Raw genomic sequence first — 23,152 nt, forward strand, 5'->3', positions numbered from 1 at the left:
ACAGTTAGTTTTAGTTTACAAAAATGGCACAATTTATCGGTAATGGAAATCACTTGTCATGTTTTAATATATATGAGGTGATTTGGTTGAAAACTTATTCGATTGACGAATTTGTCAGAAATTTAGGAAGAGCAGAACAGACACCTAGAAACTGGGATAACACTAATAAAATTGAACCTTATCGTGTTTCCGTAGGCGGTGCTCAATATAATTCGCAAGAACAACTTAATTATTATTTTCTATTAAAAATATTTAATTCGATTAGGATATTTATGTGACACATATGAAGTTGCAATAAAATGTTCTAAAGAAATAAGGAGTTAATAGAAAATGATACTTGCTAAGAAAGTGAGATTGAAACCAACTAGGGAACAAACAATACAACTATGGAAATCAGTAGGTACAGCTCGATGGGCCTATAACTGGGCTTTAGCGAAGCAAGAAGAAAATTATAAAATTGGTGGGGAAATTATTTCAGATAGAATACTTAGAAAAGAATTGACAATTTTAAAACAAACAGATGAATTTGCTTGGCTATATGAAGTATCTAACAATATTACGAAACAAGCAATTAAAGATCTTTGTGATGCCTATAAGAGGTTTTTCGAAGGGCTAACTCATAAACCACGATTCAAAAGTAGCAGAAAATCTAAAGCTTCTTTCTATAACGATAATGTAAAGTTGAAAGTAAAAGGAAATAAAGTATTAATTGAGAAAGTCGGTTGGACAGTAACCTCTGAAACAATTCCAAACGAAAAATACTTTAATCCTAGGATTAGTTTTGACGGGAAATATTGGTATCTTTCAGTAGGAATTGATACATCGAGACCAACTGTTGAATTAACAGATGTCTCACTTGGGGTAGATGTTGGAATAAATAAATTAGCTATTTGTTCTGATGGGGAGAAGAAGAAAAACATTAATAAAACGATATCAGTAAAGAAGGCGGAGAAACGACTACGTAGGTTGCAGCGTCAAGTTTCCCGTAAATACAATAAGAATAAGGAGGGAAACCGTTTCGTCAAAACGGGCAACATTATAAAAATCGAAAAGAAGATACGACACTTACATAGAAGATTATCAAATATTAGAATGAATCATCTCCATCAATCCTCAAACGATATTGTGAAAACCAAGCCATATCGTTTAGTAATGGAAAACTTAAACATCGAAGGAATGATGAAGAACAAGCATTTGGCTAAAGCGATTGCGAAACAATGTTTGTACGAATTTAAACGACAAGTTCAATATAAATGTGAAAAATACGGGATTGAGTTTGTAGAAGCTAATAAATGGTATCCTTCTTCTAAAATGTGTTCAAGTTGCGGAAGCATTAAAAATGACATAAAGCTATCTGATCGTTTATACAGTTGTAAATGCAGTCATAAAATGGATAGAGACTTAAATGCAGCAATCAACTTGTCACGATATGAATTAGCAATTTGACAACTAAATGTCATTGTTAATATGTAGGATTCGTTGTATCCGAATTTACGCCCTTGGAGTGTTATATCAAACGAGATTAGCTATAGTCTAGCGAAATCGAACACGTAGAACAGGGAAGAAAACAAATTTATAAAAATAATAGATGTTTATTAGTTTTTATAATTTTTTGGCAACGGGATAAGTATGAAGATACGTTTATTAACTAAAGAAGATGCAGAAATCTATCTTAATATTCGTTTAGAAGGTTTAAAAGAGAATCCTGAAGTTTTTAGTACCACTATGGATGAAATACTTGATCAAGATGACCCTATTGAATACAAAGCAGAAATCTTAGATAAGGATAAAAATTATACAATCGGTGCATTTACTGACAAAGGTGAATTAATTGGAGTAACCACTTTAAAAACATTTGAAAAGGTTAAAGCAGAGCACAAAGGAAAGATAGAGTCTGTCTATGTATCTACCAGAGCTCGTAAAATGGGGGCAGGCTATCTTCTAATCGAAGAAGCAATCCATTTAGCAAAAAGCTTAGGACTTGAACAACTTACATTAAATATCATAGAAGGAAACGAAACAGCAAAAAAACTATACGAAAAACTAGGATTCAAAACATTCGCTAAAACACCTAATAGTTTAAAATTTAACAATGAATATTGGGACCAAGAGCATATGATGCTTACGCTAATTGCAGGAAATGCTAAGGATGCAGGGAAAGCGGGATAAGCAAGTATTGCAGGAATGGTAATAGGCCAGACCCCAACTTAAACAAAAAAAGTTTACCTAAATTGTCATTCAATCTGACAATAAAGGTAAACCTTTTTAAATTCTATTATTTAATAAAAGTCTTTTCAATGTCATCTAACATTAAGTAAGCAGCCTTGATTCCACCTGCAGTGTTCCAAGTTACATCATTTACTTTAATGACATGTCCATTTTTAGAAGCATTTAACTTTTTAAATAAAGGATCTTCTGTAAATTCTTTTTCAAGCTTAGATCCAGACTCTTTACCGTCATCAAACGTAAAGTAGAATATGTAATCTCCATCCATTGCTGGAATACGTTCTTTTGTTACGCCTCTTTCAGCAAAATCAGGAGCATTTTGTTCCTCTGGACGTTGGAATCCTAATTGTTTAAGTATTACACCAGAGAATGTATCTTGGTGATAGATTCGTACATCAGCACCCATGAAACGGACCATTGAAATTTTTTGATTTACTTTATCACCTAATTCAGCTTTTAGATCATTAACACGTTTTGTATAATCAGCTAATACTTTATTGCCTTGTTCTTCTTTGTTTAATACTTTTGCATAAAATTTGAAATTTTCTTGCCAATCTCCACGTAATGTTTCAGCGAAAACTGTTGGTGCAATTGCACTTAATTGCTCATATACTTTTTCTTGACGCATTTTATTACCAATGATTAAATCTGGTTTTAAGCCAGCGATTTTTTCAAGATTAACTTCACTTTCCACACCTACAACTTCTACGCCATCCATATCTTTAGAAATATGATCGTACCAAGGATTTCCTGTCCATGATTTAACAGCACCAACCGGTTTCACACCTAATGCTAGTAAAGCCTCAGTTCCTTCGTTTGTTAAAATAACAACTCTTTTAGGATTAACAGGAACTTTTGTCGTACCCATTGCATGCTCAATCGTAATTGTATTTGCTTTTTTACTTTCACTACCAGAAGCTTCATCTGATTTTTTTGTACCACAAGCACCTAATACCATAATTGCTGCTATGAATAGAGCAATTAGTGAAGAAAATTTTAGTTTGTTCATAGAATGTTCTCCCTTTTTAGTTGATAATGATTATCAATTCTCTCGGTAGTATTATAGATTAAGATTTGATTAGAAGTCAATAAGAAAATGAAAATCATTCTCATTGACTTGATAATTCGTATCATTTAGACTATTAGAAGAGAATAGAATAGTAGGAGATATAAAATGCTAATTCACCTAAGATCAAGAGTTATCGTATTAGTAGCTTGTATTTTATTGTTAGTAATTTGTTTTTTTTCTAGTATTTTACTAGGATATACGGATACTAGTTTTACAAGTTTAATCCATTCATTTACACAATTTGATGGATCAAATGAACAGTTAATTATTCAAAATGTTCGGTTACCAAGAGCGATTATTGCTTCAATAGTAGGAGCAAGCTTAGCAATCGCCGGTTTATTTATGCAAGTTTTAACGAAAAATCCTTTAGCATCACCTAGCGTTCTAGGAATTAACGCAGGTAGCTCAATGATGATTGTACTTAGTATTACATTTTTCCATTTACAATCACCTAATGCGACTATATGGCTTTCATTTATAGGAGCTACATTATCAGCGGTATTTGTATTTGGGTTAAGTTCAATAGGGCGAGACGGAGCGACACCATTAAAAATAACACTAGCCGGTGTTTCAATTGCAGCTATGTTTAGCTCAATTACCCAAGGCTTACTAGTAACTAATGAAGTAGTACTAGAGCAAGTTCTATTTTGGCTAGCAGGTTCAGTTCAAGGTCGTTCACTTGATTCTTTACATATGGTACTACCATATATCGTAATAGCTTGGGTGATCTCACTTGCACTTGGTGGAAAGATTAACACATTCATGCTGGGAGAAGATGTATCTAGAGCATTAGGGCAAAATACAGCTTTATTAAAGACGACATTAGTCGTATTAGTGATCATTCTAGCAGGTGGTGCTGTAAGTATAGCAGGACCAATAGGATTAGTTGGTATCATTGTTCCTCAAATAGTTAGAATGTTCGTTAAAAATGATTATCGCTGGATGATTCCATTTTGCGGTATTTTCGGAGCAATTTTACTTCTATTAGCTGATGTAGGATCGCGTTACATATTAATGCCAGAAGAAACGCCAGTTGGTATTATGACCGCAGTTATTGGTGCACCATTTTTTATTTACTTAGCAAGAAAAGGCGGTACAGTAAAATGAACATGCTCAAATTAAGAAACAAGTATTTTTCACTACTATTTAACAAGCAATTATTTTCCGTTTTAATCATTGCACTTCTTTTACTGATCAGTTCATTTATAGTGAGCTTAACGCTAGGTGACCGTTACATTTCTATTCCAAAAGTATTATCTGTTATTTTTGGTGATGGTGAAAAAATAGATGAATTATTTATTCAAGCATTTCGAATGCCTCGAATCATCATTGCAATTTTTGCTGGGCTTTCTTTAGCGATTGCTGGAGCGATTATTCAAGGGTTAGTTAGAAATCCACTAGCATCTCCGGATATTCTTGGGATAACAGGTGGAGCAGGTGCTGCCGTTGTATTATTTTTAGCCATTTTTAGTAATGATCGAACAAATCAATTAACAGTAAGTATAAAATGGCTACCATTAGCGGCATTTATCGGTGCCATCATCAGTTTAGTATTTGCCTATGCTTTTGCTTATAAGGATGGGGAATTAAGGCCATTAAGATTAGTTTTAGTAGGAGTTGGATTTTCGGCATTAGCTCAAGCGACAACTTCATTCTTTATGATTATTGGACCTATTTTTAGAGCAACTGAAGCGAATATGTGGTTAACCGGGAGCGTATATGGAGCGAACTGGGAACAGGTTAAAATCATTACAGTCTGGACTCTAATTTTTATCGTGTTAGCTTTATCGTTTATTAGACAAATCAATACGCAACAACTTGGAGATGAAGTTTCAACAAGCTTAGGTGTTCAAGTAGAAAAAAATCGACTAATCTTGTTATTTATAAGTACAGCATTAGTAGCTGGTGCAGTTGCATTTGCAGGAGCAATCGCATTTGTTGGATTAATTGCACCCCATATTGCTCGGAAAATAGTTGGTGCTTCTTACGGTGCATTGATTCCCTTATCTGGAATAATCGGTGCCATCATGGTATTAGTGGCTGATACAATCGGAAGAACGGTATTTAGTCCAATTCAAATACCAGCTGGTGTATTTACTGCCGTAATTGGTGCACCATATTTTATCTATTTATTATTTAAGACTGGAAAAAGGTGATAAGATGTCAACGAGCGCAATCGAAACAGAAAAATTAACGTTATCGTATGATGATCGAACAATTATAAACGAATTAAATTTTCAAATCCCAAAAGGAAAAATCACAGTTCTAATTGGAGCTAATGGGTGCGGAAAATCAACATTACTTCGTTCACTTGCAAGATTACTTCAACCAAAAAGTGGAACCATCTTACTTGATGGAAAAGAAATAAGTAAGCGACCTACAAAGGAAATTGCACGTAATCTTTCAATCCTACCTCAAAGTCCTGTTGCACCTGAAGGTTTAACAGTTTTTCAATTAGTAAAACAAGGGAGATATCCATATCAAACTTGGTTAAAACAATGGTCAAAAGAAGATGAAGAAAAAGTAAATCATGCCTTGAAAATTACAAATATGTATGAATTAAAGGATCAATTAGTCGATTCATTATCTGGTGGACAACGTCAACGTGCTTGGATTGCGATGACATTGGCTCAGGACACAGATACAATCCTATTAGATGAACCAACAACCTATTTGGATTTAACACATCAAATCGAGATTTTAGACTTACTTTACGAATTAAATGAAAAAGAACAGCGTACAATTGTTATGGTACTACATGATATTAACCTAGCATGTCGATATGCACACAATGTTGTTGCGATTTCAAATGGTGAAGTTTACGCAGAAGGAGACCCAGAAAAAATCATTAATCAGAACTTAATCTGTGACGTTTTCTGTATGAACTGCGATATTGTGAAGGATCCATTATTCGGAACGCCACTGTGTATACCTCATGGGCGAGGAAGAAAAATAATTTAATCAACTCTAAAAAGGTGTCCAAATATAGGACACCTTAGTTTGTAGACAAAGTACTAAAAGCTTGATTCTCAGACTGATTGCAAGCGCTTGTCTTTCGAGGCGTGAAGACTGGTGAGGAGCGGAGTTACCTTAGACGGTAATGAGCACCGCAGACAGGCGAAGCAACGAAGAAAGCGAGCGTTTGTCAACAGTCTGAGGTGTCCAAGTATGGGACACCTTTCATTTAGAAAGAGGTGAAATAGAATGACATTATCAATTAACAATATAAGTGTAGATATTCTTGGTAGTTCAATTCTTAAAAACATTACTTTTCAAACGAATAAGGGGGAAATTTTTTGTTTAATTGGAACTTCAGGGGCAGGGAAATCGACATTGCTCCGGACTTTAAATCGATTACAGTCGATTAGCAAAGGTGATATTCATTTAAATGGACAATCAATTTACAAAATGACTCCTCAAAATTTAAGAAAAAATGCAGTAATGATCCTGCAAACTCCTTCATTATTTGAAGGGAGCATAGAGGATAATATTTTGTTTGGACTCAAATTAACTGGAAACTATGATAAGACAGATTCCAAAACACTAGCGAAATCTTTATTAGAAAAAGTAGGATTAGAGACGAAATTACTTGATCGAAATGCTTTAACGCTTTCGATTGGTCAACAGCAAAGAGTATCGATCGCAAGAGCAATAGCTATGAAACCAACTATTTTATTATGTGATGAAATTACTTCAGCATTAGACCCTCAATCGACTCTACATATTCAGGAGCTTCTAGTAACTTTAAAAAGAGAAGAAAATCTAACAGTTATTCTTGTTACACATAATATGGATCTAGTTCAACAAATAGCTGATCGAGTAGGGTTACTTATTGACGGGAAATTAGTAGAAGTGAGTCCTGTTAATGAATTTTTTAATAATCCACGCACTGAATTAGGGAAAGATTTTCTTTCTACAATTGCTTAAAGAGGTGGGGAAATGGAAGGGAATTTGCAAATAACAGGTGTATCGCTGACATTTCTATTGATCATAATTGCTATTGGATTGTCTTATTATCAAAAGCTTGGTGTTGAAAAAGACATTGGCATTTCTTCAGTTAGGACAGTCATTCAATTAATGATTATGGGCTATGTACTTGAATACATACTGCAAGTTAAACATTTATTAGTTGTAATCATTATTTTATTTTGTATGATTTTATTCGGCGCTTATACTTCTAGTAAAAGGTCTCACCAGATTGAAGGCGCATTTTTTATTTCATTTATTAGTATTTTACTAGGCGTCATGATTTCTTTAGGAGTCGTATTGGTAGCAAACAAAATTGCTTTAAAAGCTCAATATGTTATTCCAATATCAAGTATGATTATTAGCACATCAATGAATGCAAATAGTTTAGCATTAACAAGACTTAGAGCTGAAATTCAGGCAAATAAAAACCAAATTGAAGCTGCATTATGCTTAGGTGCAACAACTAAACAAGCTTCAAATAATGTCATAAAAAATTCAATTAAAGCTGCCTTAATTCCATCAATTGATCGAGCTAAAACTGTAGGAATTGTTACTTTACCAGGTTCGATGACAGGAATGATCTTTGCTGGAATAAGTCCTTTATATGCGATTAAATATCAATTGCTAATAGAATGCATTTTAATTGGTGCAATTGCAATTAGTGTATTCTCCTCAACACTTCTATCCTATAGAAAATTCTTCACAAAAGACGATTCACTGAAGTATGAAACGATCATAGAACAAGGATAAGAATAGAGGGAGAAGGAGGTAAGTGAAAATTTTTCCTTCTCCCTTTATATTAAATATTATCCGATTACTCTTAATTGTACGTCCATGTTTCCTCTAGTTGCTTTTGAATATGGGCAAACGCCATGTGCCGCTTTTACTAGTTCTACGGCTACTTCTGTTGGAACACCTTGTACTTTTACATCAAGCTGAGCAGCTAATTTAAATCCTCCATCAGCAGGGTCTTTACCGATTGTTATGTTTGCAGTTACTGATGTAGATTCTAGTTTAATTTTTTGTTGGCGAGCTACTAAATTTAATGCACTGTCAAAGCAAGCTGAATAACCAGCTGCAAACAGTTGTTCAGGATTCGTTGCTCCACCAGGTCCGCCTAATTCCACTGGTGGTTTAAGTGATAAATTAATAAAATCATCTGATGAAATAACTCTTCCGTCACGTCCACCTGTTGCAGTTGCTGTAGCAGTATATAATTTTTCCATTACAATCTCTCCTTAATATTAATGATCTATTTTTTATTTTCATTTGCAGATTGAACTTTCTTTAATAAAGCCTTTGTTTGATTTAATATTGTTAAAAACTCCTCTTGAGAAGCATTACTTTCCTTGAAAAACTTCTCAGGGATGCAAAAAGCTTTTTCTTTTAATTTAGTACCCTCTTCAGTTAATGTAATAAATACTTTTCTCTCATCACTCGAATCACGTTTGCGAATAATTAGTCCGGCAGATTCCATCCGTTTTAGCATTGGTGTAAGAGTTCCTGAGTCTAAAAAAAGAGTTTCCCCAAGTTCTTTAACAGTTTGTTGGTCTTTTTCCCAAAGCGAAAGCAATGCAAGATATTGCGGATACGTTATACCGATATCATCTAAGATTGGGCGATATAATTTCGTAATTTCTCGAGAACAAGCATAAATTGAAAAGCATAATTGATTCTCGAGCAAAAGCTGATTTTCTTTATTCATTCAATCAACATCCTTCTATATTTATTGTGCACAATTTAATATGACACAATCATAATTGATGGCAAATAGTTTTGCAAGCGATAATAACTATTATTTTTTACCAATTTTTTTATTTTGATTATTAATTGAGCAGGTTTGAAGTGAAAATCAACTTATTCACAATAAAAAAGCCAGTCAATGTTCAATACATTAACTGGCTGTAAATTTAATTTTTTCTAGACCTAGAAATTAACGATGTTATTTGTAGCATTGTGATCGGTAAGGATGTTTTTTTATGATAGGCCAAAAACTTAGGCGTCCAAGAATTAACATATTTTTCTTTAAAACTTCTTAAACCTTGAAAGTGATATAAAAATTGTCCATATTGATAAATTTGCGCTGCAATTTTCTCACTTGTAAATGAATACTTAGATAGTCCTACGTTTGCTAAAGGTGTCATACCGACATTAAAATAATGAAAATTTCTAGACTTAAACCATTCAATTAAGTTAACAAACATAAAGTCCATAATTCCTTTTGGAGCGTCAACTTTATGGCGCATTAAATCAATTGAAATCGTATGATCATTATAATTTGGCATAATGGATGCAAAAGCGATCATTTTATTTTCACTATTTTTAATAATAGCTACAGGCGCAAGTTTGATATAATCCTCATCAAAATAGCCAAGTGAAAACCCTTTTTCTTTTCGCCCTTTTAGCCACTCTTGTGATAATTCCTTTAATTCCGTAAAGAATTCATTTGAATAAGGTGGTTCTATAATTTCAAAGCTATATTCTTCACGTTCAAATTTATTGTAAAGTGCACGTATTCCTTTATTACGTTTTCCTGATAAGGTGAATGTTGAGATATCAGTAAAGCCTTCTTCACCAAGTTTAAAGAAATCAAACCCGTTTTCATGTAAATAGGATAGTGAATTTGAGTTTACTTGGTAGAAGACGAGTGTATATCCAAATTGATCGGCATAGTTTAACAATTCCTCAATAGCAGGATATAAACGAGACTTATCACCGACTGGGTCACCTAAAATAACTAATTTGTCTGCATATGGCTGAAAAATAAATAACACTGTCTCATCTTGAGCCCAGAATAAATATTTATCATGTAAAAATACCAAATGTGAAAGTTCGGTACCACCATACTGATTAAAATGTTCTCTTATTTTTTCTTCTTCAGCTTTCGTATTTATAAATTCAAATTGTTTTCTTTTAACTTTAAAAAATGCGATATAAAAGAATAGTAAAGCAGCTGCAAAACCAAGAACTGCACTAATAACGATGTCCCTCGAATTAACAAGTATATAAGGCAAGTATTTAGCAGGTATTTTGACATTTGTTTGAGGTAGATTGATATAAGCAATAAGTAAATAACTACCTAAAAAGAAGAATAAAATAAAATTATCAACAATCAGCTTACCCCAAGTTAAAACGAAGCTTTCTCTATAAAATTGTTTCTTTGAAATAAATAAGATAAAAGCAACTGCTAATACAAAAAGAGCTTCTTCATAATCTAATCCTTTTGAATACGTTGTAACTGCCCCAACAATTAGCATGAATAGTGTAATATACCATGCTCTTTTATCTTTATAATCAATTCCACGAGAGAGTCCTAACAATGTAAAGCCTGCTGTGACAGAAATTAAATGTGAAATATTAATAATTGTCGAAGGTAAAATTAAATTTAAAAGACTAATTCTTAAAAGCATGCTAGGAACAGCAGCAGAAATTAATAGAATAACGCCAGATAAAAATATTAAAATCGTTAAAAGTTTATGCCCTAAATAAGTAGAAATTTGATTTGGAATATTATTAAATGACTGATTTATTTTATTCCATAATAATTTAAGAGCTAAAATAATACCGCAAGCAAACGGGAAAAAGAAATAACTGAAACGATAAATCAATAAAACAAGAAGTGTCGTTTCCTTGTCGATTCCAAAGTATGTAAAACCTAGTAGGAAAATAAAATCAAAAGATCCAAGTCCACCTGGAATCATACTTAAGAGTGCTGCAACAGAGGCTACTAAAAAAACAGGTAATACCTCTATGATTGAAATGTCGATATGTAAAAATAAACAAATGAAGTAAATGAATAAAAAAATAAATGACCATTCACATAAAGAAATGACAACCAGTGAAAGCATATATTTTGCGGAGAAATTCTCCGAGAAAAAATTACGTTTTAAATAAACGACTAAAAACATAACCGGGAAATAACAAATTGCAATGATAATAGCAATATATAAATACTTATATTCATTTAAAAATGATAAATTAAATATTCCAGTAAATAAAACTAAGCTCAATATCGATAATCCAGAAAGTAAGAATATCGTTACACTACTCACTGCTTTAACAATTTCTGGTCCGGTGCGATCTTTTCGATAAAATAGTGTTCGAATGGTAGTACCTGCTACCCCACCAAGACCAATTAGGTTTGAGGAAGTATTTGCAAGCCAAGCTACCATTAATATTTTTCGAAAACTGAAATCTAATTTTAATAGTCTTACAAGTACAAAGTCATATAAAAACATTGGAGATACGGCTATAATACCTAATGCAAAAATCAAAATATACTGTATTAATGTAAGAGACTCCATATAGTTAAAGAACATTTTAAAGTCGAAATTTAAAAGTACGTTTTTTCCAACAAATATAAATGTAACGAGCAATATTGAAATGAAAAATAGTTTAAATAAACCTACTTTACTAATCCGAAACTTATTCATAAGACACTCCTGAAGTTATTATTCAACAAATAAAATAATAGTTATTAGCTTTAGTATTCCATATTATTCCACTATTTAACAAGAAGAATATTATTACGTCTTAGAAAATTTAATAACTTATTATTTTGCGGATATAAAGTTAATTAGATTTTAATTATCAGACCTATTTTAGATTTAATATCGTTGAAAATAGAACTTAGATTTGCATTACAGGTGCTTGCTGAGCATGATACCTAAGACTCCACGTCACGTAAATGGGCTCAGGATCCACATATTCCGTAGGAGTGTGGCATCTATTGTTCCTAACAATTATAATAGTCAGATTTTTAAAGTGATTTTTTTATATTTGTCTTTTTATTGTTCAACATAATGGCAGAATTGTTGAACAAGGAAAACCTAATTAAATGTTGAATTAATAGATTTAATCGAAGTATAGGTGGATAAAGTATATGAGTGATCAATTCAAAGAAATAGTAAACTGGGTAGATAATATAAATGATCGAAATCGAAGTTCTGCTTCAGCTCTAATCATCATGAAAGATAATAATATCGTGCTAGAAAAGTATAATGGTTTTCATAGTAATTCTGATATTTCTATACCCGTAACACGAACATCTAAGTTCAATGTTGCTTCTGCAAGAAAAAGTTATTTAGGATTAGCAGTTGCGTTTGCACTTATTGAAGGTAAAATTAAAAGCCTTGATGATTATGCAATCGAATATTTTGATGAACTAGATGAAAAAATACTTGGAAAAACAACAATAAGACATTTAGTTACACATTCACATGGGTTGAATGAGACAGATCATGGATCTATTTTTAGAGAATTTGAACCGGGTCAAGGGTGGGCATATAGAGGGATTAACATATCAATGATGACAAATCTCATAAAAAAACTGTATAACAAAAGCTTTCCAGAACTACTAAAAGAACGGGTCTTTACACCATTAGGATTAAAAGAAACTAGTTGGGATACAAAAGAAAATGAGAGATTAGTTAAAGTAATTGATAATCCTGACAAAGAAGCAGCATTTAAATTAGGATATTCAAGTGATGGCTCCGAGTCTAACCTTCATGTCTCAACAAGAGAATTTGCATACTGGGGTAATCTTCATTTAAATAAAGGAAATATAAATGGAAAACAGGTAGTCCCGAAGGAAGTTATTGAAATAGCAACTCAAGTTCAAAATTCTAATTATAAAAATAAGGACTTACCACAAAATGGCTTGTTTTGGTATGTTCAAGATATTCCGAGAAAGAACAGTGAGATTGGTGATAGAGTACCACTAGGATCATATCAAATATTAGGAATAACAGGACCAACTATTCTAGTAATACCTAAATATAATGTAGTTGTAGCTAAAATGTATAACAAAAGATATAACTATGGTGGAGATAATTATCTGTATTATTTAAGAGAATTCAGTAATATAGTGGCAGATGCATTTAGGGAATAGTAACATTCTAAGTCAACTACTATGGAAGTGCGACATAACTTCTATTGACTGTGGTTAATCTAAACATTCATGGTTGGCTAATGCATGCTGTAATTTAACAGCAAGTCCACATTTTACAGATAAGAGGATATAAGAATGAGTAAACTGTCTATAAAATTAGTAATTGAAAACAAAGAATACACTCTTGAAGAAGATAAAGAGTACATCTTCGAATTTAAACCAAGTTATGAATTAGGAAATTTAAATAATCCATTTTCAAAGGTTAGTATGATGAATATAGCATTTGAAGATGACAGTGGAGAAACATATTTTTTTATTTTTCATGAAGAATCAAATGAGGATTATTTAATTCACAAAGATGAACTATTATCAATCACAACTATTTAAACCATTATTCAACTAATGAATGCTTTAGTTGAACAACATGATCGTCAGAGAAGTGGATCTTTCTTACTTGAACTACATTGCAGATTAAGTGCATACGAATCGTCTGAATTTATATGAAAAATTTGATATTCCCCCAAATTATACAAGTCTTTAAGTTGATATTATTAACTTAAAAATATTTGAAGGTGGAGTAAATATGAAAAAAATTATATGCATACTTCTTTGTATTAGTTTATTTTCATTACTTTTTGGATGTAATACGGATAGCAAGAGTTTTTCAGAAGTTTTTCACGGGAATTTAAATGAAATTAATAAAATTGAAGTTACTAACGGGCAGAATGGGAAGAACACTGTAATAACAGAACAGAAAGCAATTAATAACTTTATTAGTGATATTAAACATATTAAAGTTGTCCAAAATAAAACGACTGATGTAAAGGGATGGTTATACAGTGTTACATTTTATAATCACAACAAAAAGTTAATGAGTTTCACAACTAGTGAAATTGAAGGTAAGACAAAAAAAGATGATACAAAATTAGTTACTGCAATTGAAACATTTTTGAATTATAGCAGTTTAAACCACACTTTGCATTAATTTGTAATTTTCACCTAAAAAATTTTTAAGCCATGCTTATAGCCTATTCCGCAAACTCCCAAATCTACATATATTATAAAGATTCGAAAGCCCAGAATTGCATAATACGTTATTCAAAAGGGAGGAAAGTTAGTATGAACTTCTACAATTATGTACCTTATAATCATAATGATTATTTTAGAAATCCACAGCAAGCTGTGAATCCACAACAAATTTTAACATTAATAAACCCAGCTGTTAGCCATGGATTAAAAGAAGCACAACACCTTGGCTATCAACATGCATTAACAGAAGCAGTTGCTATCGGATATTTAATGGGAAAAGGTTACGATTATAATACTGCTTGGAAAACTGTTGAAACTTGGTGGAGACCACCGGGAACGGCTATACCTACTCCATATTAAATTTAAAAATTTATTGAATATTTCATTGCTAAAGCGAATTTTTGAGGAATCATTAATTTAAGAGATTCCTATTTTGAGTTTCCGAATTGGAACAATATTGGATAAGGTTGCACTTTACTTAGATCATCTAGCTTTTAAATAAAGTTTATGTAATTAGGATTCTATTATAGTAAGGATCTAAAGTATAATTAGTTGTACAAAAAATCGACTGGAAAGTCGATTTTTTAATTGAGATAAATGGAAGGTAATTTGAAGAAGGTATTTGTAAACGAATATTGAATGATTAGTTACATATGCAAAAAATGTAAAATTTTAGATTTGAGTGATTATAAAGGAGGAATCTAACCTGAGCGAACTTGAACTGATTAATACATACAAAAACGAGCTTCAAAATTACTCTTTGGAACAGTTAAGGTATAAATCTGAAGAGGCGGTTTGGTCTATTGGTCAAATGTATGACCATTTAATTATTTGTGCACATGAATACCTAGATAGCCTGGAAACTTGTGCTACATTAAATGATGAACAACCCCTTGGGAAAACGGAATTTGGTGAGCATTTATATAAAATCGGGGGATTTCCACCAATTAAAATTAAATTACCGGATGAACTAAATGATCCACCTAATAATTCAGATAGCAAGGACGAGCTCATCAGCAGAATTGATCAAGTAATACTAAGGTTGAGTCACTGGGAATCAAAAGTGGATGATATAAATCCAAATTATAAAGTCCAGCATGGAGGGTTCGGCTGGCTAAATGCAAGGGAATGGTATGATTTGGTTTATATGCATTTTCGTCATCACTTGCGCCAAAAAAGTGAGTTAGAAGAAAGTCTTGTTAAGTGACCCGTCTTAGATATGTCTTTAGAATACATTCTTTAAACTAGCCAATCTGATAATTTTTAAAAATTATGTTGTTATTATTTTATGAAGAAATAAGGAATTTAAATAGATAGAAAAATAAATAAAACAAAAAGACAAATAATAATAGGGAGTGAACAATGAATAAAAATCGGTTAGAAGCTTTTAGTGATGGTGTACTTGCTATCATTATTACAATTATGGTCCTTGAAATTAGGATTCCTCATAGTCCGAATATAAAAGACTTATTACAACTTTTCCCAACATTTCTTAGTTATTTACTTAGTTTCATTTATGTAGGTATTTACTGGAACAACCACCATCATATGATACACACTTTACAAAAGGTGACAGGATCAATCATGTGGGCTAATCTTCATTTGCTTTTCTGGTTATCATTAATTCCTTTTGCTTCTGGTTGGATGGGAGAAAACCATTATAAGCCTTATCCTACAATGCTTTATGGTGTAATACTCTTAATGGCAGCAATAGCTTACTTCATATTACAAGGTATAATTATCAAAAAAGAGGGAAAGAATTCAAAGTTAAAACAGGCTGTAGGTAACGATTGGAAAGGAAAAGTATCTGTGGTTTGTTATTTATCTGCAGTTTGCACGTCTTTGATCTGGCCTTGGTTCGCTCAAATAATATATGTATTCGTTGCAATTTTGTGGTTATTACCGGATCGTCGAATAGAGAAAGTTATGCAAACAAAGTAATATTTTAATAAATTTATAAAAAGTTAGGGAGCTGATTATGATGATAAAAGGTTTCGGGGGAATATTTTGGAGGACTAAAAATCTGGATGCATTAAAAAAATGGTACAGTAAAGTGCTGAATGTTGAAATAGAAAATTGGAATGGGACTATTATTAAACCCGATTCTGAAAATGAAACAATCTTTTCTTTCTTTACTGAAGAAGACAGATATTTCCCAACAGAACAGCAAGTAATGTTAAATTTTCAAGTTTATAATCTAGACGAGACGATTAAGCATCTTGAACAAGTGGGTGTACCTCTTGCAAAGGAAAAAGAGGTTAGTGAATATGGTAAGTTTGCTTGGATTAAAGATCCTGAAGGTAGATTGGTTGAACTTTGGGAGAAATAACAGATTCTTATTTAAGAAAGGATTGCTATGGCAATCCTTTTTTCTTTTTGTACGAACGGGTGATTTAGATAAACAAGGAATAAAAGATTCTCTCTAGAATATTAGTTTTTAGTAAATCAATGTATAGAGATTACAAAAAGGAGAACAATCTATGTCGGACTTATTTATTTTTTTACCTCTATTAACTCTCATTATAGTAATAGCTATTATTGTTTTCTTAATAAACAAATTGGCAAAGAAAAAGAATAAAAGCGCAGGAAGAATTCTTGGAACCATCTTTTTGTTACATGTCACTTGTATGTTAATAATGGGGGTTATTACTTATTTTAAAGGACCTTAATCAATGATTACATGAGTTAGCCGGCTGTGAATTAGGATTTCAAAACAGAGAATCGACTCATGAATGAGTAAGTAATTTTGCTCATTTTTCATTTGAAAAACCAACTAGGAAAAGATTTTTATACTTATCATAATGGTCATTTATTGACACAACATATTTAATCAAAAGACATATTAGTTTCTTTAACTAGTAAAATAGTATACAATTTAGTAGTTGAATTGTAATTTAAGTAATATACATAAAATTAAATGACCATAGATCGCTGAGTTTAGTTGAGTGTTTCTTCTATTAATAAAGGGACATTTCAATTTTAAAGCGGGGGAACCAATTTTTGTGCAATTGTACTTTGGGGTGAATCCTTTTTAGGTAGGGCTACTTTTTAGGTCCGAATCCGACAGCTAACCTCGTAGGCGTGTAGGGAGAAGGTTTCCAAAATGATGTCTTATTAAGGCACTGGAGATTTTCCTAGTGTCTTTTTTGCATTCAATTTTGGTAAATGAAGAAGTAAGTGGGGGTTATGAAGTGCTAGAAATGTATATATTTGGTGGAATTCTTATTTTAACTATGTTAATGGCAGTATTTATGACTCGTAAGGATTCTGTAGTAGATGATGAAAATGGAAAATATAAATGTAAAAAGTCAGGGAATAGGAAGAGAATCGTTAGAGAGAGAAAATCAGGTAAAGTCGTTAGAATAGATTGATTTGCCGATACTATAGAAATTAAAATAGGTCGAAAAAACATTTAATAGTTCCTTAAGAGAGTGGCCAACTAAGCCATTCTCTTTTTTATTTATTTAGTTTTGGTTTCTTAATTCATATTTAGTTCATAATGAATTTATATAATATGTACATAATTATTTGGAAATGTAAGTAGGTGGATTTATTGAATCATGTAAAAGTATTAGTTGTCGATGATGATGCAAATATTCGCGAGTTAATCTCTATTTTTTTAAGTGGTGAAGGCTATACGGTTCTTGAGGCTGAAAATGGTCAAGAAGCATTAACGATACTAGAAGACAATAATATTCAAATAGTAGTAGTTGATGTGATGATGCCTGAAGTAGATGGATATGAGCTGACAAAAGAGGTTAAAAAGTATTATGATATTCCGATTTTAATGGTCACAGCAAAAGGGGAATCTCAGGATAAATTAAAGGGCTTTGATCTAGGGGTAGATGATTATGTTGTAAAGCCTTTTGATCCTTTGGAAATTGTAGCACGTGTAAAAGCTCTATTAAGAAGATTTCAATTACTAACTGATAAAAATATTTTTGTAGGTAATTTAACGATTAACCAAGTTAAATATGAAATTTCAGCAAATGATCAATCGATTACGTTACCATTAAAGGAATTTGAATTATTGATGAAGCTTGCTAGTCAAGCTGGAAGAATTTTTACGAGGAATGATTTGATTGAGCAAATATGGGGACTTGATTATGAAGGAGATGAACGCACGGTTGATGTGCATATAAAGAGAATACGAGAGCGTCTAAGAGAGTTAAAGGCTACGGTCGAAATCGTTACAATAAGAGGTTTAGGCTATAAATTAGAGGAAAATCACACATGAAAAGCATGTATACAAGATTGGTTTTAATCTTTATTTCAGTTATTTTGTTGAGTTTAGTCATTACTTTTTTTATCGCTTCAAAATACTTTATAAAACATGTTGAAACAGAAGTACAAAGTGATTTAATAGATGTTGGAGAAAATTTTATTTCCATATACTCTAAACAAGATAATCAAAATGGAGTAGATGCGACGTTACAAATTCTTAGTAAAAATTTTTATCTATCACTGTATGATGAGTCGGGTAAAATCGTTTTGAAAAATACAGCACTAAAAAAGAAGAATATAAAAAAAGAACAAGTATTAACCGTTCTAAACAAAAGTGATGTTCAAACAAAAGGATATCTCATCGGCCTACCTTTTCAAAAAGATGGGCATAAATACGCTTTATTTATTCAGCCCAATATTGATCGTGGGTTCTTTAAAATGCGGAGAGTTTTATTTTTTAGTTTACTGACAACATTAATCATTGGATCAGTAACATTTTTATTTGTAGCTAAGTTATTAGTAAAGCCAGTAAAAGAGCTAATTCGTGCTACAAAAGAACTGGCTAAAGGTAACTATGATGTTCAAGTAACGATTAAACGTAAGGATGAAATTGGATTACTTGCTTCCAACTTTAATGTAATGACGAATAAATTAAACAAGTTAGAAGAGATGAGAAGTGAATTTGTTTCAAATGTTTCTCATGAAATTCAATCACCGTTAACATCTATTAAGGGATTTGCAAAAGTTTTAAGAAATAAGCAATTAACTGAAGAAAAAAAGGAACATTATTTATCCATTATTGAAACAGAGAGTGAACGTCTTTCAATGATGAGTGAAAGATTATTAAAGTTAGCTTCATTGGACTCTGAGCAACACCCATTCCAGCCTACGACCTACAAATTAGATGAACAAATTCGAAAAATTATTTTGGCATTAGAGCCACACTGGGAAAGTAAAAAGCTTCAATTAGTTTTAAATTTACCACAAACAGAAATAGTGGCAGATCGTTTACTACTTGAACAAGTATGGATTAATTTACTTCAAAATGCGATTAAGTTCTCAAATATGGCTGGGTATATTAAAGTAGATATTTTGGAATTAGATCATAATATTCACGTGCTCATTAGCGATAATGGGCTAGGAATTAGTAAGGAAGATATTGAGCGGATATTTGAGCGATTTTATCAAGCAGACCGTTCTAGAAATAAAAAAGGAACTGGTCTTGGTCTTTCGATTGTACAAAAAATAATGGAAATACATCAAGGGAAAATAGAGGTTGAAAGTGTTGTTGGAAAAGGAACTAGCTTTACGATTATCCTACCGAAAATCTTGTAAAATAAAAAAGTTCAAATTATGTTCTTAATTGTTCATATTCTGTTCATATAGATTTGATAAACTAATCACGTATTAGAATTGTAACGAATCGAAAGGGGAAATAGATACATTATGTTTGCAGGCTTAACGAAATTAAGTTTGAAGAACACAATATCAGTTATTATATTAAGTGTTCTTGTTTTAATAGGGGGAATATACTCTGCCCAAAAAATACAAATTGAAACATTTCCTGATGTTTCATTTCCAGCTGTTGCAGTACAGGTAGTATACCCTGGTGCATCATCTGAGGATATAGAAACTGAAGTCACTAAACCAATCGAATCAGGTTTAATGAAGCTTGAAAACTATGATCAGTTAACAAGTACTTCAAGTGAAAATATGGCTTCAATCTTTTTGATTTATCCATTTGGAACGGATATGGATAAAATTGAAAAAGACGTTGATAATGTAATCAATAAAACAAAATTACCTGATAAAGCAGAAGCGACAGTTCAGCGAATTGCGATGGATTCTGCTCCTATTTATCAAGTTGCAATTGCAAATAACGGACAAGTAAAAGATTTACAACAATCAATTGAAAAAGATTTACTTCCTCAAATTAAAAAAATCACTGGTGTTAGTGATGTAAGTCTTCAAGGAACTAAAGATGAAGAAATTCAAATCGTTGTAGATAATAAAAAAGCTGAAGAAAAAGGGATTTCTTTAGATACTATTAAAACGGCAATTCAAGGTCTAGATTACGCAGTGCCATTAGGATCTGTTGAGAATAATGGAAAAACAGTTTCTGTTCGAATGAAAGGTACGTTAAACTCAGTCGATCAAATCAAAAAAACAGTTTTATCTAGTGCAGCTGCCCAAAGTACACAAATGGGTACGATGACTCAAGGAGCACAACTAGGTAGAGGTGCAGGACAAGCACAAACAGTTACGCCAAAAAATGTTACTGTTGCTGACATTGCAGATGTAAAAGTAGTTTCGGTTCAAGATCAAATTTCTAGATATAACGGAAAAGAAAGTTATATTTTATCTGTTTCTCAAACACAAGATTCAAATACAGCGGATGTAGCAACAGATGTTAAAAAAGAAATTAAATCATTTAAAAAGGATAACAATGTAGAAACTCATGTCATTATGGATAACGGGAAAGAAATAGAAAAATCCGTTAGTTCTTTAATTAAGGAAGGTCTACTAGGTGCTTTATTTACAGTAGTAGTAATTCTGTTATTCTTAAGAAATATTCGAGCTACATTAATTTCTATTTTATCTTTACCAATTTCAATTTTTACAACAATATCAGTATTAAATTCATTGGGTTATACATTGAACATTATGACTTTAGGTGGTCTAGTTGTTGCAATAGGACGTATTGTTGATGATAGTATCGTTGTAATTGAAAATATTTTCAGATGGAAACAACAAAAAGGTAACCAATATAAGAAAAAAGAAATGGCATTATATGCAACAAAAGAAGTAATCGGTGCCATTGCATCCTCTACATTTGCTACAGTAGTAGTATTTTTACCTTTAGCATTTGTAAGTGGTATTATTGGAGAATTCTTTAGACCATTTGCAATTTCAGTAGTCGTTTCAATTTTAACTTCTTTAATCGTTGCGATTATCTTAATTCCAACATTAGGAGCAAAATTCTTATCAAAACCATTAAAAGAGCATAGTAATGATACTCGTTTTATGAGAAACTACGAAAAATTATTGCGCTCTGCATTAAAACGTAAATGGATTGTTATCTTATTATCAATCGTTTTGTTAGCTGGTTCATTATCGATGATTCCTTTATTAGGATTCTCATTCTTACCTGGTAGTGTAAATAAAACACTTCAAGTGACAGCAACTCTTCCATCAAATAGTACTGTGGACCAATCAAATGTAGTTGCAAAAGAATTAGAAAAATACTTTGCAGATTCAGACCTAATAGACAGTGTACAAGCTACTGTTGGTGGTAAACGTGATTTTATGATGAATATGGATGGTGGCAAAAATAAAGCGATCTTCCAAATCAATCTAAAAGATGGAAAGAACATGAATAAAGAGCTTTCAAAAATTAACAAAGAAGTTCCTTCAATTGTTGATGCGAAAGTAAAAGGTACAACGATCGTAGCAAAAGAACTTTCTCAAAATGGTCCTCCAACAGGGAACAATATTGATGTAAATTTATATTCTGCAAACTTTAATGATTTAAAAGATGCAGCATCAAAAATTGAAAAAGAATTAAATAGTGATGATCGTTTGAAAAATGTTTCTAATAATTTAAAAGACGTTCAACCTAAATTAGAAATTACATTAAACGATAAAGCACGCGATGAAAATATCTCAATGTTCCAAGTTATGGGAGCTATTAATGAAAAAATTAACGACGTTGAAATCGGTGATTACGATTTAAACGGCGAAACAAATAAGCTTACTGTAGGCTATAAAACTAAAGCAACTTCAAAAGAAGATATTGAAAAAATTAAATTTATGACTGCAACAGGTCCGAAAGAAATTAAAGACTATGTAACAATTTCTCAAAAGGATGCACCAGTTTCAATCAACCATGATGATGGAAAAATGTATGCATCAGTAAGTGCAGAAGTAAAAGGTAAAGACACAGCAACAATTACAAAAGATGTAACAAGTCACTTAAATAAAATTGATTTACCAAAAAGCGTCGATATGAAAATTGGCGGCGGTTTAGATATGATTACAGATGGATTCAGCAGTTTAGGAATAGCAATGGTAGTTGCTGTTGGATTAGTATTCTTAATCATGAGTATGACATTTGGTGGCTTAAGAACACCGTTTGTTATTTTAACATCATTAATCTTTGTACCAGTGGGAGCTTTCTTAGCGTTATTTATTGGCAAGCAAACACTATCAATGAGTGCAATGATCGGACTATTAATGTTGATCGGTATTGTTGTAACGAATGCGGTTGTATTATTAGACCGTGTTGAACATAACCGTAGAAATGGATTAGATGTAACTGACGCATTAATCGAGGCTTCAAAGACAAGATTACGTCCAATCCTAATGACAGCATTAGCGACAATTCTTGCATTAGTACCAATGGCCCTTTCAAATTCAACATCTGGCTTAATTTCGAAAGGATTAGCAGTAACTGTAATTGGTGGTTTAACAACTTCAACATTCTTAACACTAATCATCATTCCAGTTATTTATAAGTTAGTAAGCAAAAAGAAAAAGATTGAAGAATAATTGATGAAGAGTGCCTCACATAAAAAGTGGGGCACTCTTTTGTATATAAAACAAAACTCTGTTAAATGAAAATGTTGATTTTTGAACTAAAAAGATTCCTTTTTTTCAAAAAGTTAAATGAATATGTTAATAGCAGGATTTTCGTACATTCGACAAGATTAGTTACTTTTGAGAGAATAGGAATAAATAATTACAAA

Annotated in this window: 22 protein-coding genes and 1 riboswitch; of the genes, 18 read left to right on the plus strand and 4 right to left on the minus strand. The window is 31.9% G+C overall.

Annotated features, from left to right (window positions below; genetic code table 11):
- Positions 1-330: 330 nt before the first annotated feature.
- Both ACFWM3_RS16240 and ACFWM3_RS16245 read left to right on the plus strand, forming a co-directional pair.
- Positions 331-1,446 (plus strand): RNA-guided endonuclease InsQ/TnpB family protein, encoded by a 1,116-nt coding sequence (locus ACFWM3_RS16240; protein WP_390312097.1) that lies wholly within the window; start codon positions 331-333, stop codon positions 1,444-1,446.
- A gap of 183 nt (positions 1,447-1,629) precedes the next feature.
- A complete protein-coding gene (locus ACFWM3_RS16245) occupies positions 1,630-2,169 on the plus strand; it encodes a GNAT family N-acetyltransferase (protein WP_056471363.1) in 540 nt (179 codons plus the stop codon).
- A 106-nt stretch (positions 2,170-2,275) separates the two neighbouring features.
- Here the strand turns inward: ACFWM3_RS16245 and ACFWM3_RS16250 are convergent, their stop codons facing one another.
- Positions 2,276-3,235 carry an ABC transporter substrate-binding protein gene (locus tag ACFWM3_RS16250; RefSeq protein WP_056471361.1) on the minus strand — a complete coding sequence of 320 codons (960 nt, stop codon included), beginning with the start codon at positions 3,233-3,235 and terminating at the stop codon, positions 2,276-2,278.
- A 165-nt stretch (positions 3,236-3,400) separates the two neighbouring features.
- Here ACFWM3_RS16250 and ACFWM3_RS16255 point away from each other — a divergent pair, with 165 nt between their 5' ends.
- The 5 genes from ACFWM3_RS16255 to ACFWM3_RS16275 all read left to right on the plus strand — a co-directional run bounded on the left by ACFWM3_RS16255 (position 3,401) and on the right by ACFWM3_RS16275 (position 8,014).
- Complete coding sequence (locus tag ACFWM3_RS16255) at positions 3,401-4,402, plus strand: FecCD family ABC transporter permease (RefSeq protein WP_390312099.1); 1,002 nt, start codon at positions 3,401-3,403, stop codon at positions 4,400-4,402.
- Complete coding sequence (locus ACFWM3_RS16260) at positions 4,399-5,451, plus strand: FecCD family ABC transporter permease (protein ID WP_390312100.1); 1,053 nt, start codon at positions 4,399-4,401, stop codon at positions 5,449-5,451. Before ACFWM3_RS16255 ends, ACFWM3_RS16260 begins: the two co-directional genes overlap by 4 nt.
- 4 nt (positions 5,452-5,455) lie before the next feature.
- Positions 5,456-6,256, plus strand: coding sequence for an ABC transporter ATP-binding protein (locus ACFWM3_RS16265; RefSeq protein ID WP_056471353.1), 801 nt, complete (start codon positions 5,456-5,458; stop codon positions 6,254-6,256).
- 243 nt (positions 6,257-6,499) lie between these two features.
- Positions 6,500-7,222: a phosphate ABC transporter ATP-binding protein gene (locus tag ACFWM3_RS16270; RefSeq protein WP_390312101.1), complete on the plus strand. Its 723-nt coding sequence runs from the start codon at positions 6,500-6,502 to the stop codon at positions 7,220-7,222.
- Positions 7,223-7,234: 12 nt separating this feature from the next.
- Positions 7,235-8,014 (plus strand): ABC transporter permease, encoded by a 780-nt coding sequence (locus ACFWM3_RS16275; protein ID WP_390312102.1) that lies wholly within the window; start codon positions 7,235-7,237, stop codon positions 8,012-8,014.
- 56 nt (positions 8,015-8,070) lie between these two features.
- Here ACFWM3_RS16275 and ACFWM3_RS16280 read toward each other — a convergent pair whose 3' ends face one another.
- The 3 genes from ACFWM3_RS16280 to mprF form a co-directional block, all read right to left on the minus strand.
- Positions 8,071-8,490 (minus strand): organic hydroperoxide resistance protein, encoded by a 420-nt coding sequence (locus ACFWM3_RS16280; RefSeq protein ID WP_097976564.1) that lies wholly within the window; start codon positions 8,488-8,490, stop codon positions 8,071-8,073.
- A 26-nt stretch (positions 8,491-8,516) separates the two neighbouring features.
- The gene (locus tag ACFWM3_RS16285; RefSeq protein ID WP_390312103.1) at positions 8,517-8,969 is read right to left on the minus strand and encodes a MarR family winged helix-turn-helix transcriptional regulator; all 453 of its coding nucleotides are present in this window, start codon (positions 8,967-8,969) and stop codon (positions 8,517-8,519) included.
- Positions 8,970-9,174: 205 nt separating this feature from the next.
- The gene (gene mprF, locus ACFWM3_RS16290; protein ID WP_390312105.1) at positions 9,175-11,697 is read right to left on the minus strand and encodes a bifunctional lysylphosphatidylglycerol flippase/synthetase MprF; all 2,523 of its coding nucleotides are present in this window, start codon (positions 11,695-11,697) and stop codon (positions 9,175-9,177) included.
- Between the two features lie 449 nt (positions 11,698-12,146).
- Here mprF and ACFWM3_RS16295 point away from each other — a divergent pair, with 449 nt between their 5' ends.
- The 11 genes from ACFWM3_RS16295 (at position 12,147) to ACFWM3_RS16345 (ending at position 22,955) form a co-directional block, all read left to right on the plus strand.
- Complete coding sequence (locus tag ACFWM3_RS16295) at positions 12,147-13,154, plus strand: serine hydrolase domain-containing protein (protein ID WP_056471337.1); 1,008 nt, start codon at positions 12,147-12,149, stop codon at positions 13,152-13,154.
- Between the two features lie 135 nt (positions 13,155-13,289).
- On the plus strand, positions 13,290-13,541 hold the full coding sequence (locus ACFWM3_RS16300; RefSeq protein WP_390312107.1) for a hypothetical protein: 252 nt from the start codon (positions 13,290-13,292) through the stop codon (positions 13,539-13,541).
- 196 nt (positions 13,542-13,737) lie between these two features.
- A complete protein-coding gene (locus ACFWM3_RS16305) occupies positions 13,738-14,139 on the plus strand; it encodes a hypothetical protein (RefSeq protein WP_390312108.1) in 402 nt (133 codons plus the stop codon).
- Between the two features lie 134 nt (positions 14,140-14,273).
- Entirely contained in the window at positions 14,274-14,543 is a 270-nt protein-coding gene (locus ACFWM3_RS16310; protein WP_056471328.1) for a hypothetical protein, read from the plus strand.
- Between the two features lie 322 nt (positions 14,544-14,865).
- Positions 14,866-15,390 carry a DinB family protein gene (locus ACFWM3_RS16315; protein ID WP_390312109.1) on the plus strand — a complete coding sequence of 175 codons (525 nt, stop codon included), beginning with the start codon at positions 14,866-14,868 and terminating at the stop codon, positions 15,388-15,390.
- Positions 15,391-15,545: 155 nt separating this feature from the next.
- Complete coding sequence (locus tag ACFWM3_RS16320; protein ID WP_056471325.1) at positions 15,546-16,124, plus strand: TMEM175 family protein; 579 nt, start codon at positions 15,546-15,548, stop codon at positions 16,122-16,124.
- Between the two features lie 40 nt (positions 16,125-16,164).
- The gene (locus ACFWM3_RS16325) at positions 16,165-16,512 is read left to right on the plus strand and encodes a VOC family protein (RefSeq protein WP_056471508.1); all 348 of its coding nucleotides are present in this window, start codon (positions 16,165-16,167) and stop codon (positions 16,510-16,512) included.
- A 627-nt stretch (positions 16,513-17,139) separates the two neighbouring features.
- Positions 17,140-17,279: riboswitch (cyclic di-AMP (ydaO/yuaA leader) on the plus strand.
- 41 nt (positions 17,280-17,320) lie between these two features.
- A complete protein-coding gene (locus ACFWM3_RS16330; protein WP_390312110.1) occupies positions 17,321-17,554 on the plus strand; it encodes a hypothetical protein in 234 nt (77 codons plus the stop codon).
- Positions 17,555-17,736: 182 nt separating this feature from the next.
- Positions 17,737-18,420, plus strand: coding sequence for a response regulator transcription factor (locus ACFWM3_RS16335; protein ID WP_056471318.1), 684 nt, complete (start codon positions 17,737-17,739; stop codon positions 18,418-18,420).
- Positions 18,417-19,742, plus strand: a complete 1,326-nt coding sequence (locus ACFWM3_RS16340; protein WP_390312111.1) for a sensor histidine kinase — start codon at positions 18,417-18,419, stop codon at positions 19,740-19,742. The genes ACFWM3_RS16335 and ACFWM3_RS16340 overlap by 4 nt, the downstream gene beginning before the upstream one ends.
- A gap of 111 nt (positions 19,743-19,853) precedes the next feature.
- Positions 19,854-22,955 (plus strand): efflux RND transporter permease subunit, encoded by a 3,102-nt coding sequence (locus ACFWM3_RS16345; RefSeq protein WP_390312112.1) that lies wholly within the window; start codon positions 19,854-19,856, stop codon positions 22,953-22,955.
- Positions 22,956-23,152: the final 197 nt, after the last annotated feature.

Source organism: Gottfriedia sp. NPDC058432 (assembly GCF_042721555.1).
Lineage (GTDB): Bacteria > Bacillota > Bacilli > Bacillales > Bacillaceae_G > Gottfriedia.

Coding starts and splice junctions, on each gene's coding strand:
- ACFWM3_RS16320 (WP_056471325.1), top strand. CDS start 15,546: ATGAATAAAAATCGGTTAGAAGCTTTTAGTGATGGTGTACTTGCTATC.
- ACFWM3_RS16270 (WP_390312101.1), top strand. CDS start 6,500: ATGACATTATCAATTAACAATATAAGTGTAGATATTCTTGGTAGTTCA.
- mprF (WP_390312105.1), bottom strand. CDS start 11,697: ATGAATAAGTTTCGGATTAGTAAAGTAGGTTTATTTAAACTATTTTTC.
- ACFWM3_RS16260 (WP_390312100.1), top strand. CDS start 4,399: ATGAACATGCTCAAATTAAGAAACAAGTATTTTTCACTACTATTTAAC.
- ACFWM3_RS16345 (WP_390312112.1), top strand. CDS start 19,854: ATGTTTGCAGGCTTAACGAAATTAAGTTTGAAGAACACAATATCAGTT.
- ACFWM3_RS16250 (WP_056471361.1), bottom strand. CDS start 3,235: ATGAACAAACTAAAATTTTCTTCACTAATTGCTCTATTCATAGCAGCA.
- ACFWM3_RS16255 (WP_390312099.1), top strand. CDS start 3,401: ATGCTAATTCACCTAAGATCAAGAGTTATCGTATTAGTAGCTTGTATT.
- ACFWM3_RS16340 (WP_390312111.1), top strand. CDS start 18,417: ATGAAAAGCATGTATACAAGATTGGTTTTAATCTTTATTTCAGTTATT.
- ACFWM3_RS16285 (WP_390312103.1), bottom strand. CDS start 8,969: ATGAATAAAGAAAATCAGCTTTTGCTCGAGAATCAATTATGCTTTTCA.
- ACFWM3_RS16275 (WP_390312102.1), top strand. CDS start 7,235: ATGGAAGGGAATTTGCAAATAACAGGTGTATCGCTGACATTTCTATTG.
- ACFWM3_RS16310 (WP_056471328.1), top strand. CDS start 14,274: ATGAACTTCTACAATTATGTACCTTATAATCATAATGATTATTTTAGA.
- ACFWM3_RS16300 (WP_390312107.1), top strand. CDS start 13,290: ATGAGTAAACTGTCTATAAAATTAGTAATTGAAAACAAAGAATACACT.
- ACFWM3_RS16240 (WP_390312097.1), top strand. CDS start 331: ATGATACTTGCTAAGAAAGTGAGATTGAAACCAACTAGGGAACAAACA.
- ACFWM3_RS16295 (WP_056471337.1), top strand. CDS start 12,147: ATGAGTGATCAATTCAAAGAAATAGTAAACTGGGTAGATAATATAAAT.
- ACFWM3_RS16265 (WP_056471353.1), top strand. CDS start 5,456: ATGTCAACGAGCGCAATCGAAACAGAAAAATTAACGTTATCGTATGAT.
- ACFWM3_RS16245 (WP_056471363.1), top strand. CDS start 1,630: ATGAAGATACGTTTATTAACTAAAGAAGATGCAGAAATCTATCTTAAT.
- ACFWM3_RS16280 (WP_097976564.1), bottom strand. CDS start 8,490: ATGGAAAAATTATATACTGCTACAGCAACTGCAACAGGTGGACGTGAC.
- ACFWM3_RS16305 (WP_390312108.1), top strand. CDS start 13,738: ATGAAAAAAATTATATGCATACTTCTTTGTATTAGTTTATTTTCATTA.
- ACFWM3_RS16325 (WP_056471508.1), top strand. CDS start 16,165: ATGATAAAAGGTTTCGGGGGAATATTTTGGAGGACTAAAAATCTGGAT.